At 38.2% G+C, this 12,849-nt stretch carries 12 protein-coding genes and 1 pseudogene; 4 read left to right on the top strand and 9 right to left on the bottom strand.

Annotated features, from left to right (window positions below; all coding sequences use genetic code 11):
• Positions 1 to 59: 59 nt before the first annotated feature.
• The 9 genes and pseudogenes from O2942_05305 to O2942_05265 form a co-directional block, all read right to left on the bottom strand.
• On the bottom strand, positions 60 to 479 hold the full coding sequence (locus O2942_05305; GenBank protein ID MDA0781666.1) for a hypothetical protein: 420 nt from the start codon (positions 477 to 479) through the stop codon (positions 60 to 62).
• Positions 480 to 664: 185 nt separating this feature from the next.
• Positions 665 to 2,791 (bottom strand): AMP-binding protein, encoded by a 2,127-nt coding sequence (locus tag O2942_05300; protein MDA0781665.1) that lies wholly within the window; start codon positions 2,789 to 2,791, stop codon positions 665 to 667.
• Positions 2,788 to 3,294, bottom strand: coding sequence for a hypothetical protein (locus tag O2942_05295; protein MDA0781664.1), 507 nt, complete (start codon positions 3,292 to 3,294; stop codon positions 2,788 to 2,790). The genes O2942_05300 and O2942_05295 overlap by 4 nt, the downstream gene beginning before the upstream one ends.
• Positions 3,284 to 3,805 carry a hypothetical protein gene (locus O2942_05290; GenBank protein MDA0781663.1) on the bottom strand — a complete coding sequence of 174 codons (522 nt, stop codon included), beginning with the start codon at positions 3,803 to 3,805 and terminating at the stop codon, positions 3,284 to 3,286. Before O2942_05290 ends, O2942_05295 begins: the two co-directional genes overlap by 11 nt.
• Entirely contained in the window at positions 3,792 to 5,090 is a 1,299-nt protein-coding gene (locus O2942_05285) for an MFS transporter (GenBank protein ID MDA0781662.1), read from the bottom strand. The genes O2942_05290 and O2942_05285 overlap by 14 nt, the downstream gene beginning before the upstream one ends.
• 40 nt (positions 5,091 to 5,130) lie before the next feature.
• Complete coding sequence (locus O2942_05280) at positions 5,131 to 5,817, bottom strand: hypothetical protein (GenBank protein ID MDA0781661.1); 687 nt, start codon at positions 5,815 to 5,817, stop codon at positions 5,131 to 5,133.
• A gap of 4 nt (positions 5,818 to 5,821) precedes the next feature.
• Complete coding sequence (locus tag O2942_05275) at positions 5,822 to 6,496, bottom strand: alpha/beta fold hydrolase (GenBank protein ID MDA0781660.1); 675 nt, start codon at positions 6,494 to 6,496, stop codon at positions 5,822 to 5,824.
• 204 nt (positions 6,497 to 6,700) lie between these two features.
• Positions 6,701 to 7,468: pseudogene (locus O2942_05270) on the bottom strand (amidohydrolase family protein).
• 239 nt (positions 7,469 to 7,707) lie between these two features.
• Complete coding sequence (locus tag O2942_05265; GenBank protein MDA0781659.1) at positions 7,708 to 8,292, bottom strand: TetR/AcrR family transcriptional regulator; 585 nt, start codon at positions 8,290 to 8,292, stop codon at positions 7,708 to 7,710.
• A gap of 99 nt (positions 8,293 to 8,391) precedes the next feature.
• Here O2942_05265 and O2942_05260 point away from each other — a divergent pair, with 99 nt between their 5' ends.
• From O2942_05260 to O2942_05245, 4 genes are all read left to right on the top strand, one after another.
• Positions 8,392 to 9,105: a metallophosphoesterase gene (locus tag O2942_05260; protein MDA0781658.1), complete on the top strand. Its 714-nt coding sequence runs from the start codon at positions 8,392 to 8,394 to the stop codon at positions 9,103 to 9,105.
• Positions 9,092 to 9,691 (top strand): CDP-alcohol phosphatidyltransferase family protein, encoded by a 600-nt coding sequence (locus O2942_05255; GenBank protein ID MDA0781657.1) that lies wholly within the window; start codon positions 9,092 to 9,094, stop codon positions 9,689 to 9,691. Before O2942_05260 ends, O2942_05255 begins: the two co-directional genes overlap by 14 nt.
• A gap of 23 nt (positions 9,692 to 9,714) precedes the next feature.
• Positions 9,715 to 10,086 carry a diacylglycerol kinase gene (locus O2942_05250; GenBank protein MDA0781656.1) on the top strand — a complete coding sequence of 124 codons (372 nt, stop codon included), beginning with the start codon at positions 9,715 to 9,717 and terminating at the stop codon, positions 10,084 to 10,086.
• A gap of 68 nt (positions 10,087 to 10,154) precedes the next feature.
• Positions 10,155 to 12,785: a DUF2339 domain-containing protein gene (locus O2942_05245; protein MDA0781655.1), complete on the top strand. Its 2,631-nt coding sequence runs from the start codon at positions 10,155 to 10,157 to the stop codon at positions 12,783 to 12,785.
• Positions 12,786 to 12,849 lie beyond the last annotated feature (64 nt).

Below are 12,849 nucleotides of genomic sequence, written 5' to 3'. Positions count from 1 at the left end.
CTATAGCAAGATACTATATATTTTATATCTAATCCAGTCTATTATGGGACGTAGTTCGGCTATATGGTCGGATAAGAATCCTTGCCGGCTTTTTGACGTTCAGCGATTTCGTGAGGTCTTAACGCTTTGGGTTTGACTAATCCGGTGTATCCTGTCGGATTTTGTGGGATTGAATCGGTAAAAAATGGCGAATTTTTTTGTTCGACATGTGATGCAGTTACCGTTCTGAAGCTGGTCGTATATGTTTCTTTTGTCGGCGGCATGGCTGCTTCCCCTAAATTAAAAGCCGGCACGACGGGTTGACATGTTAAACCTGCCAACTCTTGACTGCATGGTGTTGATGCTTCAGTGTTCGGTGTACCGTTTATAGATGGCGATAAGTTAGGATTTTGTCTACCGTCTTCGAGGAGCATTTGAGCTAAAATTCTTGGCGAAATCTCATTTTCGGGTGTGATAGAACCGTTTTCATTATTATCCATATTAATATAACTCCATAATTTAAGAGTTATATTATAACATATTTTATAGAAATAGTTAAAATTATTTTAAAAAGTTAGCTATTTGCTATGGAAGCCTCTGCAAAAGTGGTAAGGCATTATAAAATTTAGTCCCTTCTCCCTAAGGGAGAGGGAGCTTTTGAACTCTTGTGCAGAGGCTTTTATAATTAAGAGGCAAGCTTCTGTACCGAAACATAATCTGTCTTGCCTGTGCCAAGTAGTGGAACTTTATCAACTATCTTAATCGTTTTAGGAACAGATAGTTCTCCTATGCCTTGTTTTTTTGCATAGGCTGAAATATCAGCACGCTCGGCATCGGTCTTATCGGTTACTAATACCAGTGCTTCCCCTTTTTTTGCATCGGGGATACTGACTACCGCATGATGGTTATCAGCCCAGAGTTTTGAAAGATATGTTTCAACCGCCGTCAGCGATACCATCTCACCGGCTATTTTTGCGAAACGCTTTGCACGCCCCTTAATGGTTATATATCCCTCATCGTCAATTGATACGATATCGCCCGTATCATAATAACCGTTTTCGGGAGGAATAAGCTTACCCGGTGTTTTACTAAGCAGGTAACCTTTCATTATGTTAGCTCCTTTTACGATAAGTTTGCCGCCGTCTTCAATACCCGGTACATCTTCTAGTTTATATTCAATTGCCGGTAGTAACCTGCCGACAGTTCCGGGTTTGTTATGCATAGGGGTGTTAGTAGAAAGGGCGGGGGAGGTCTCGGTTGCCCCGTATCCTTCAAATATCCTGACACCGTATTTTTCTGCCCATAGCCGTCTTGTTTCTTCTTTTAACCTCTCCGCACCTGCAAATACGTAGCGGACGGAATAAAAATCATAGCTATTGGCGAATCTTGCATAACCAGATAAGAAAGTATCCGTTCCGAACATAATAGTAGCATTGGTGTCATATATAAGTTCGGGTACTATGCGATAATGCAGTGGGGAAGGATAAAAGAAGGTACGGATACCTGAAAGTACAGGTAACAATGTTCCGCCTGTCAAACCGAATGAATGGAAAATAGGCAATGCGTTAAACACGATATCGGTAGGGCCGAAATCCACACGGGACGCAAGCTGATAGCGGTTTGCCTGAATATTCTCATGTGATAGCACAACACCTTTGGGAGTTCCTTCCGAGCCTGATGTGAATAAAACAACGGCAGGTTTCTGACAGGCATTTTTCTCAGGCTTATAAAAGACAGAGGGGAGTAGTCCCTTACAAAATCCTGTCAATTTGTCAAATATGTTAACTGCCCCAGCTACATCTTCTAAATAAATTACTTTAATCTTTTGCTTTTTTGCAGCTTCAATTATGCCTTCGAGTTTCCCCATAGTTACAAAGCGTTTAGATGTATAGATACTTTTTATTTTTGCAGTTTTACATGCGGAAATAAGGTTTTTCTCCCCTGTGGAAAAGTTAAGCATTGCCGGAACCCGACCAATATATTGCAATGCAAAAAAAGTTACTATAGATGTCACCATGTTAGGTAGCATTACGCCTACATATTCACCTTTCTTGGTATTTTGGGCTATCTTGTCCCCAAGTATAAAGCAGCGTGTTATGAGTGAGCCGTAATTTATCGGTTTCCTTAGGGCATCTTCGGCGATTATATGCCTGCGTCCGTGAATATGTGACTGGTCAAGTACCGATCGGAATAATGTTTTTTTGTAATCGGAGCTATCAAAAAGCATTTGGCTCATAAGGTCATAAAGTTTAATCCCTGCTGCATGACGACGCTTTCTGCCCTTAATTTCAGGGTCTATATCAAAGGTTCGAGGTTCTAAAATTGTTATTGTTATTTTAGGGAAAAGTTTTATACGGACTTTTCCTTTTAAACGTGAGAACGGTGTGTATTGTGCACCATCAATTCTGACGGGAAGGATTTTGGCATCCGACTTATCGGCAATCATACCCGGACCTTCATACACTTTCATTAATGAGCCTGTAACGGTAATTCTACCTTCAGGGAAAATCATACATTTTTTGTCTTTCTTTATCTCGTTTATCATGGCTTTTGTTGCCATGGGGTTGGTTGGGTCAAGCGGGAAGTTTTCTACCAGTTTTAAGAAAGGTCTGAAATACCATTTTCGGGCAATAAAGCTGTTTACCGCAAATAACGGTCTTTGTGGCATGAAACAATATATCAATGCAGCGTCAATAAATGACAGGTGGTTGGCAACTATCAAAACCCTGTCACCTGCCTGTTTAAAATTTTCAATACCCTTAACCTCTACATTGTAGAAAAATTTGAAAAGCTTACGCATTATTGTTCTCATTTTATTTTCTCCTTTTTAAACAACTTTGTCCAAAGTTTTATAAATATCCATATTAATATCGCCGAAGATATTATGATAATGTTGACAACAGCTATATGTACTAAGCCTAGTACGAAATTTGTGGAAAATAGCCACCATTCGTGAGGGCATGTTTTCCATGGGATATCAATAGATAAAACTTCACCCGTAATCATGTATGAGAACATGGCTACCCACACATTATCTAAAGGAAATACGGTTATTATTTTTAATATAACGGCTATTTTTAGTGCCTTATAAAATGTTTTTTTATTGTTTTTTATATTTGTAAAGAATGAGGTTGATGTAAATAAACTATAAAAAATAATTGATAATATAATAAAGAATATAATTATATGTAATTGTAAATTACAGGAGCTATGTCTGTTAAGCAGGGTAAAAGCTATATACGGTAAAGAATAAACCGATACTAAGATACTCCATATTTTTAAGTTCTTTTTGAAATCGTGCAATTTAACTAGCATTTTTCTTCCTTTTAAAAATCAGAAGCCATATTCTAATTACTCCCCAAATTAAAAATGCTATAAATAATATAAACAGGCTCATTATTATAGCTTCGGATAATGTAGTAAGTAATGTAGGGAAAAATTCTTTCATCGCTTTTTCACTTTTTAATCCGAGAACGGATTTTGTAGATGCAAATGCAAATATTCCTGCGTAAATATCTATAAGATATATAAATATTGAATATGACTCTGTTTTGTAATTAAAGGGTATAGTTATTAGTGCATTTAAAATTTTTAGGATAAAAGATATTTTTAATGCTTTGTAAAAGTATATTTTATTTGTTTTTATATTTTGATAAAATGATGTTGAGCTAGCAAATGTATATCCCGTAATTACAATCAGGATTCCTATAAGCATCGCTATAACATCAAAACCTTCGCCACGGGCTATCCTAAAGCTGGGGAAGGCACATATGATAGTTACAACCGTCCATATAACCAGATTACGCTCAACATTATGAAGTTTCATTACCGAGTCTCCTTTTTACAATTTGTCTAACCATGAAAAATACCGGTATACTCAGTAAGCCGACCGATAATAAAAGCTCTACAACGTTAAAGCCCTGTTCAAATATTAATATTGCGTAAATACTTGCAATTACCATGAAGAAGGCATTTATAACGTTATTTGCCGCAATAATGCGTGAAATATGCTTATTATCCGAACGGTGCTGCATTATCGTATATAAAGGTACGATATAAATGCCGGAGAAAACCGAAAGCATAAGTAAATCTAGGATAATCAGCCATGCAGCTATGCCCGAACTTAGAAATTCCATTATGGATATCTCTGTGGATAAGTTTGTGTATAAGCCTGATGCATAGGCAAAAAGGAATATGGAAACGGTCATTCCGGCTGCACCCATGGGTACAAGTTTGCCGTTTATCTGTCCTTTTAGCAGTTTGTTACATAAAACCGAACCTATGCCGACTCCGATTGAGAAAACGGCAAGGAACAATGTAACCACATGTTCATTTCCTCCGATAATATTTTTTGTATATATCGGGAATTGTGTAAGGAAAGTAACCCCGACGAACCAGAACCATGATATACCGATAATAGATAACCATACGGTACGTTCCTGACGTGCATAGCCTATTATTTTCCATGTTTGGGCTATGATATTCCAACTTACTTTCAGATTTTTATCGCCTATCGTTGCTGTGGGGATATATCTGGCGGAAAACCAACCGATAACCGCAAATAAAATCACAAAAGCCGATAACAAGCCGACACCGTATGTTGTGCGGATTATCAGTCCGCCGAATATTGTTCCCAGCAATATTGATAAGAACGTACCGCCTTCTATCAACCCGTTACCGCTTATCAGTTCATCTTCCTTTAAATGTTCGGGTAACAGGCTGTATTTTATAGGACCGAAGAAAGTTGACTGAACTCCCATAAAGAATAATATCACCATCAAGCCTTCTACGCTTTTTAGGTAGAAGAAAACCGCACAGCCTATCATAAGTATTATTTCGACTTGCTTTATTTTTTGGGTTAACCATGATTTTTCATATTTATCCGCAACCTGACCGGCGGTAGCTGAAAATAAAAAGAAAGGCAGTATGAAAAGACCGGCAGCCAAAGTAACTACGAAATTTGCATCTGCACCCGTTTGTTTTGCTATATCGTAAGTAAACCATATAAGGAATGCGTTTTTAAATGCATTATCATTAAACGCCCCCATAAACTGCGTAATAAACAGAGGGAGGAAGCGTTTTGTTTTTAGTAAGTGCAATGTGTCTTTCATCGGTTTTCTTTTATTTTGTTATAGTAAATTTGAATTTACTTTACTTAACCTTCCACCCTTCATCGGTTAGAATAAGAAGCTGTTCCTTATAATTTTCATCCGTATCAACACCTATTTTAAAATGCTGAAACTTTATCTCGTTATTAGAAATCCAGCCTTCAGATGCTTTGGCAGCAACTTGATTGTTATCGTCAAGATAATTTAAAGTAGATATAGAATAGACCGTATCACCGAATTTTATCATATTATTTTGTTCGGGGGTTTTATATTCGTTTTTTATATCACCGTTACCGATATTATATATCGCCAATTCTTTGGTAAAATCGGTAACTATCCTTTTTCGGTCGGGTGATAAAATCGGTTGTGTCATGCTCTTAATAGCTTGTTCCCCACCGTTTTTTATGTCGATAAGTAAATAAGATATGTTCATCGGCTCTTTCGCATAACCGTTAGTTACTTTAAATAAAGCAACATCATATTCGCTTATATATTCGGTAAGTTCAATTGAATTTTCTCCTCTGACATTGCTTTTACAAAAACCGGTAAATTCTTTATATCCCCCGTTTCTAAAACGCAATACATAATCAATGGTACGGTCATTAACGGTGTAAGTTATGAAACTATGTTTTTTAAGCTCATCTAAATAAGCGATGCATGGGTCGTCACTTGCCGCTGAAAATCTTGGTAAAAACATTATAATAAGAAGAATTGAGTAGATTTTTTTCATTGTGCTATTTCCTTATAAATTTGCCGTGTTTTAAAAAATACGATACCTGTTCATGGACTTCCTCATTACTTGGGAAGAACATGTGTGAGGCAGGAACTACTATATGATCCTTCATGCCTTCTAGTTTGGTACTTTCTATAGATACCTTACCGTCATCATCACCGTCAATAATATATGATGAAATAGGGTCTATTGTGCCGTTGCCTGCTACAACGCCAAGCTCATAAGAGACTTTGCCCAATAATTTCAGGGTCTGATGATTATTCGTCGTAAGCTCCTGACCGGCAGGACCGTAAATTTTCTTGTATAAATACCGGTTTTTTACAAAATCGGCAACTTCACTACCGTTATTCGGCGATGCCAGTTGTATTACGCGCCCAAGGTTGTGCGGTCGGTATTTATCTAGGTAAGCCCTCAAAAGGATACCTCCCATTGAGTACCCTACAAAATGTACGGGCTTATCTTCAACTAGTGTTGACCTCATGTCGTAATTTAGTATTTCTACCAGTTGTTCCAAGTCATAGTCGGTTGACGGATAATCAATGTTGATAACGTCATAACCTTCTTTTGCCAGATGTTCTTCAACAGGCTCCATGTGTGACTTGCTCCTTGCAATTCCGTGCAGCACTACGACATAGTCATTTTTTGTGGAGAAAACAGGCAGCTTTTTATCTCTCATTTTATTATCTATTCCCACAAAAACAGATGGCGAAAAACCAAGCCCTGTTTCAGGATGTTTCAGGGTGCGTTTTAAGACATAATCGAATAATAAAGGGTTATATTGATATATCAGGTTTAGGTATTTGCGCTCGTCCTGAGTTATCATCTTGTTCTTTACCAAGCTGCGTGTGTGGATTACCGCATTAATGGAGGGTAGGGGATAGTCACTACCGTTTAAAATGCGGTGATGCAGGTCGGTTCTTTTCAAAAGTGTGAGCAATGGTGTCGGTATGCGGTTTACCTGTGTTATGGCGGATATTTCACCAAATAACAGACCTTCATATTTGGGGTTATCCATCATACGCATAAAAAGGTCAAAGCTTGTTTTTATCTGCCCCGGATTATCCAAGTCCTTATCTTTACCCAAACTTGCACAATGTGCCATAACCACCCGAACACCGATATCAAGCGGCTTTCTAAATAGTAACGGATTGCCTAAAGACTGGTCTTCATCTGCCTCTACTGCCTGTTCTTCGCCGACATGGGTAAGCAGGGTCATGCCGTATTTTTTCATAAGCTGATAATATTCCGTAATATCCTCGTCTGAAGGGTTAATGCCGTGGGCATTAGGTAGCCATTTTACCCACTTAGCTCCTTTTTCCGCCCATTTTTCCAACTCTTGCAGGGCATCTTTTCTGTACGGGTGTACCGATATTACGGGAATGAATATATCGGGGTATTTTTCGGTCAATTTGAAGATATATTCATTAGAGGTGTAGAACTCGCTTTTTTTATAATTTATAGAGCCGTCCTTGTTGTAATGGTGGTCAAAAGCTAAGATGTGGAACTTACCGTGATTATCTATGTTCCTTATCAGGCTTATAAGGCGTTCGATATATTCGTTGCTGCCGTTTTTTATATTATTTATATCTGCACCGCTTAAATAAACGCTTGTCTTTAAGCGTTTAATAGGATTTGACCATGTAAGCATTGCAGGGTTTACATATGCACCTTTATCCTTGTCCAAGCCTATTATATGGGTGTGATAATCCCTTAATTCATTTTGCGGGATATCGGAAAATGCGTCTTTGATTAATGCCTTAGCCCCATCGCTGATATTTTGCTCCAGATTGTCCGGACTTCCTTTGAAATTGCCTCCGACAGCATCTATTATTGCATATGAGCGAACAGGCAATAAGCAAAAAAATACAATTAAAGCTAATTTTTTCATCATATGATACTTTTTAAGTAATTATCAATTAGTGAATCGGTTAATTCATGCACCGATTTTGCACCGACAATATCAAGCTTACCGGTCAGACCCAACTGGCATATGCCGTGTATGCCTGCCCATATTGTTCTTGCTGCCATTTGTGACTTTTCTTTGTCCTTGATAACTGTAGAGAAAATTCCTTCAACGGCAAAGAATATTTTTTTAATTTCAGCATCATACCAATCGGGTAAAGGTGTATCTTTGGGCATTATATGCTCAAACAACGCACTCCACCTGTTGTAATCGGTTCGGGCAAACTCAATATAGGCATCAGCCATTTGCTTTATGCCGTCTATTCCCGTTTTATCCGTCTTTGAGGCGATGAACTGCCCTATATCATCAAGCGTTACACGGTTAATATGTAAAATAAAGTCATCGTGACTTTCAAATATATTATATATCGTGCCAATGGTATAACCTATATTTCGGGCTACTTTTCTGGCACTGAAATTTGAAAAGCCTTCTTCCCTGATAATTGCCTGACCTGCCGATATAGCTAGTTCTTTTAACTCCTCGCGTGAATGGTCACTTCTTCTTGCCATATAATTATACACTGTTTATTTTAGTTATTGAACATTGTATAATTATATGCTATAATAACAATATTGGCAACAATTATTTTTTGCTAGGAGATACAAAAAGTGACTGATAAAGATACAAAAATACAAAAGGGATTCGTTATATCCGACCTTCACCTTGATACAAGCCGTACAGATTCAAGTGTTGAGAGTAAAATTGAGGAGTTTGCAGCAAGCTCTGATTTTTGCGTTTTAAACGGTGATATATTTGATTTTAAGTGGTCTACAAGGGAGTCTACGAAAGAAGCGATAGATTTTGCGGTTAATTGGGTTGAAAGTCTATGTAAAAGCCGACCTCATTGTCGTTTTTATTATATATTGGGCAACCATGATTGCCTTGAAGGTTTTGTCAGGCAGCTTGATAAGATAAACCTTGATAATTTTTCCTACCACAATACGCATTTATTATTAGATGATAAACTGTTTTTACATGGTGACCTGCCGTTAAACAACGATAACCCTTTTAAAAGGCTTGCGGTAAGCAAAGACGATAAAAAAGGCGGTGTCTTAAATCATCTGTACGATTTGGTAATAGCGTTCAGAATCCATAAACTGATACGTTTTGTTATGACTCCAAATTATTGTGTTAAAAAGATAATGCGTTCTATAAGGCGTTATAATCCTGAGTTTTTAAATGATGTCAGGCATATATATTTCGGGCATACGCACAACCCTTTCGGTGCTTTTTTATATAAAGGGATATATTTTCACAATACGGGCTCGGCAATAAAGCACCTTGAAACCAACCTGTTGGAGGTGAGTTATGAAAAGAGATAATAAATGTTATTCAAGCGGTGAAATGAAGTTTATGTTATGGGGGCAGGAAATACGAGCCTACATATTAGCACCGCTTTTAAATTTCATGAAAGAACATGGTGTAAAACCAAACCATATAACTATTTTATCACTTGTAACAGGTATTGCTGCGGCATTGTCTATAAATTATGATTATGGTCTGACATTGTTCATGTTATTACTACACGTATTGCTGGACGGAATCGACGGACCGTTGGCAAGATATAGTAAAACCGATTCAAATAAGGGAAGTTTTGCCGATACCGCCTGCGACCAGATAGTTATAGTTGCAATAGGATTGGGGCTGATAGATGCTAATCTGGTTACCCCTCTGTCAGGAGCCGTATATATATTACTATACACGGTTGTTATAGGTTTTTCGATGGTGCGTAGTGCAATGGGCATTCCGTATAAGTGGTTAATAAGACCTCGCTTTTTACTATATATATGGTTATATTTTGAGTTTTATGTTATAGATGGCTTTACAACTTATATTTTATGGGTATTCAGCCTGATATTGTTGCTCAATGTCATGACAGGATACTTTAAAATAAGACGGGCTTTATAAAAAAAATACTTTTAAGGAAAAAAATGAAACCAAAACAATATCCGTTCTACAGTATAAAAAGACTAATTAATTCATTGATATATTCAATCGACGGGCTTACCGCCACCTTTAAAAGCGAGGCAGCTTTCAGGCTTGAATTATTCGGTATGCTATTTTTCCTGCCTGCCGCATTCATTGTGGAATGCACTACGGTGGAAAGGGTACTTCTTATCGGAAGTCTTATGCTGGTGTTAATGGTGGAATTGATTAATACGGCGATTGAAGCGGTTGTGGATAGGATATCGGAAGAAAAACACGAATTATCAAAAAAAGCTAAGGACGTAGGCAGTGCTGCCGTACTTATAGCACTGCTCAATGCCGCAATTACATGGGTCATTATATTATTTATGGAGTAACGGTAATGTTATTATTATTATTATTTGGGTTTAGCATTGTAATATTAATTTTAGTAAGCGGTATTATAATGCCTTGGGTTAACCACTCAAGAATAGGCGAGCTGCAAAGGGAAGTAAATCAGTTAAGGAAGAAGTTAAAGGAATTAACGGAATATATATCACAGTTTAATTCTAATAATGTTAATACTGTAACTCAACAATATAATGAGCCTGCTGTCGAGCAACAAAATTTAGAAGAAGACGAAAATATCAATCAACCTGAAGAGCAGGTGCAAGCTGTTGAGAGGGAAGTTTATACACAAGAGATAGTGCAGGAGGAGGCTGAAAGCTATGTGCCGGAACCACAACCTGAACCTGAGCCTCAATTGAGCTTTGAAGAGCGTTTCGGTGCAAGGCTTCCTGTTTGGATAGGCGGTGTAGCTTTGGCGTTGGCGGGATTCTATCTGGTTAAATGGTCGATAGATAACAACCTTATAGGCCCTGAAATGAGGGTGGTGTTGGGTGTTATATTCGGTGTGGGGCTGCTATATGGCGGAAAATGGGTAAGACAAAGACCTGACTTTGCAAACGGTATCAGGATATCGCAGTCATTAACAGGAGCTGGTATCGCCGTTTTGTATGTTTCTGTGTTTGCCGCAAGCCGTTTATATGAGATAGTTCCTATGTTTGTCGGTTTTATTGGCATGGCGGCTGTTACGGCTATCGCTTTAGTGCTGTCACTCAGGCATGGTCCTCCGATTGCGTTGCTGGGTTTTGCCGGAGGCTTCCTAACACCTGCCTTGCTAAGTACGGGTTCGGGGAATATATTGGGATTGTTCATATATCTGTATTTTACGGCATCGGGGCTGCTTATAGTTATACGTAAAACTCAGTGGTGGTGGCTATCCATACCTACTATAATCGCATCGTTTTTATGGGTACTGGCGTGGTTATTTGACAGATATACGGCAGGAGATAGTATATATCTGGGGCTGTTCCTCGTAGCTATAGCCGCAACGATAGTTATAAGCTCAAGAAGGCAATATGAAGATGATATAGAAAATAAACCTGAAGGCAGGTCTAAGCTGAGTTCTATATTGAATTATATAGGTTTGGGCGGAACTTTGATGATAATGGGTCTTATCGGGGCTGAGGCTAACTTTGGCGGGTTGGAATGGGGGCTGTTTGCCTTATTGGCAATTGCCGGTATAGGTCTTGCATATTTCAATGATAAGTTATACGGATTCGTGCCATGGATATCTATGGCGGTAAATGCCGTAATGATAGTTGGCTGGCATACAAAAGAACCATATGACATGGGCTTAACTATCCTTACATTCTCTTTTATTTACATAGCAAGCGGATACATACTTATGTTCATGTCAAGGCGACCTATAATCTGGGGAAGTCTGGCAGGTATAACAAGTGTTTCATACTACCTTATGGCATATGCAAAGCTGCATAAAACATCATTACTTGCCGATATCCCGTTTTTCTGGGGAGGGCTGGCAATCATTCTTACTGCAATGGCTGTATATGTATTATTCAGAATATATAATAAACTTGAGGGATATCCTTATAAGGAGCATTTATACACGATATTTACGGTTGCAGCGACTACATTTATATCACTGGCGTTGTTCATAGAACTAGATAAGGAGTTCCTGTCGGTGGCAGTTGCAACCCAAGTGTTGGCTTTAGCGTGGATAAATAATAAGGTATCTATAGCCTCACTTAGGAGTATAACGGCTATTGTGGCATGTGTATTCGGATTCGTGTTATTACCGCAAATATTACTACTATTTCAACTAACGGCATTTAGTCTTGTTGAAGCTAAATTGCATTTGCAAGAAGCTGTTCCGATAGTTAAATGGCCTTTCTTTCAGTTGGGTATACCTGCCTGTATGTTACTTGGAAGTGCCTATTTACTGTGTAAACAAAGAGATAATAACCTTATAAGATGGTTTGAGGTAGCCTCTATAGCCCTTATAGCCGTAATGGGGTATTATGTTACACGTAATATTATACACCCCGATAGCGATGTATTGTTCATTAAGGCAGGTTTTAATGAAAGGGGAATTATTACCAACGTGTTGTTCGTTTATGGTCTGTTATGTATGTTCTGCGGAAGATATTGGGGGCGGTGGGCATTTAGTCAAGGCGGAACGGTCTTGTGTCTGGCTGCGGTATTCCGTGTAGTCTATTTCGATATGTTCCTATATAATCCGTTATGGGAAGCTCAGAAAATATCGGGCGTAACTATCTTCAACTCGCTGTTATTGCCGTTCGGTCTGCCTGTTATATGGTCGATATATGCAAGAAGGCAGTTAAGATATATTGAAAAATATAAAACAGCCGGATTAATAGGAGGTTTTATACTGGCTATAGTATTTATGCTGGTAAGCCTGAATGTCAGGCATATATTCCACGGTCAGTATCTAAATCACGGAATTACCTCAAATGCTGAAATATACTCATATTCTGCTGCGTGGTTGGTTTTGGGGGTGGTTATATTATTTGCCGGAATAATCAGGAAAGACATAATGCTAAGATACGCTTCACTATGCGTTATATTATTTACGGTAGGTAAGGTTTTCCTATATGATGCATCGGAACTTGAGGGGCTATTCCGTGTATTCTCATTCCTCGGTTTAGGTGTAAGCCTTATAGGTATCAGTTATTTTTATACAAGGTTTGTATTCGGTAGGGGCAACCATTGATGAAGAAAGTAAATAAAACTTAAATATATTCCTTTACATTGGCATGATTTCCATTTATTTGGTA

It is taken from the genome of Pseudomonadota bacterium, from assembly GCA_027620075.1.
Lineage (GTDB): Bacteria > Pseudomonadota > Alphaproteobacteria > Rickettsiales > UBA6187 > 1-14-0-20-39-49.
Note: the sequence above shows the minus strand (reverse complement) of the source record. Positions and strands in the feature narration are given on the sequence as shown.

Bases quoted from the DNA above. Each gene is read 5' to 3' on its own strand.
- O2942_05305 (MDA0781666.1), bottom strand. From the start codon at position 479: ATGGATAATAATGAAAACGGTTCTATCACACCCGAAAATGAGATTTCG.
- O2942_05300 (MDA0781665.1), bottom strand. From the start codon at position 2,791: ATGAGAACAATAATGCGTAAGCTTTTCAAATTTTTCTACAATGTAGAG.
- O2942_05295 (MDA0781664.1), bottom strand. From the start codon at position 3,294: ATGCTAGTTAAATTGCACGATTTCAAAAAGAACTTAAAAATATGGAGT.
- O2942_05290 (MDA0781663.1), bottom strand. From the start codon at position 3,805: ATGAAACTTCATAATGTTGAGCGTAATCTGGTTATATGGACGGTTGTA.
- O2942_05285 (MDA0781662.1), bottom strand. From the start codon at position 5,090: ATGAAAGACACATTGCACTTACTAAAAACAAAACGCTTCCTCCCTCTG.
- O2942_05280 (MDA0781661.1), bottom strand. From the start codon at position 5,817: ATGAAAAAAATCTACTCAATTCTTCTTATTATAATGTTTTTACCAAGA.
- O2942_05275 (MDA0781660.1), bottom strand. From the start codon at position 6,496: ATGAGAGATAAAAAGCTGCCTGTTTTCTCCACAAAAAATGACTATGTC.
- O2942_05265 (MDA0781659.1), bottom strand. From the start codon at position 8,292: ATGGCAAGAAGAAGTGACCATTCACGCGAGGAGTTAAAAGAACTAGCT.
- O2942_05255 (MDA0781657.1), top strand. From the start codon at position 9,092: ATGAAAAGAGATAATAAATGTTATTCAAGCGGTGAAATGAAGTTTATG.
- O2942_05250 (MDA0781656.1), top strand. From the start codon at position 9,715: ATGAAACCAAAACAATATCCGTTCTACAGTATAAAAAGACTAATTAAT.
- O2942_05245 (MDA0781655.1), top strand. From the start codon at position 10,155: ATGCCTTGGGTTAACCACTCAAGAATAGGCGAGCTGCAAAGGGAAGTA.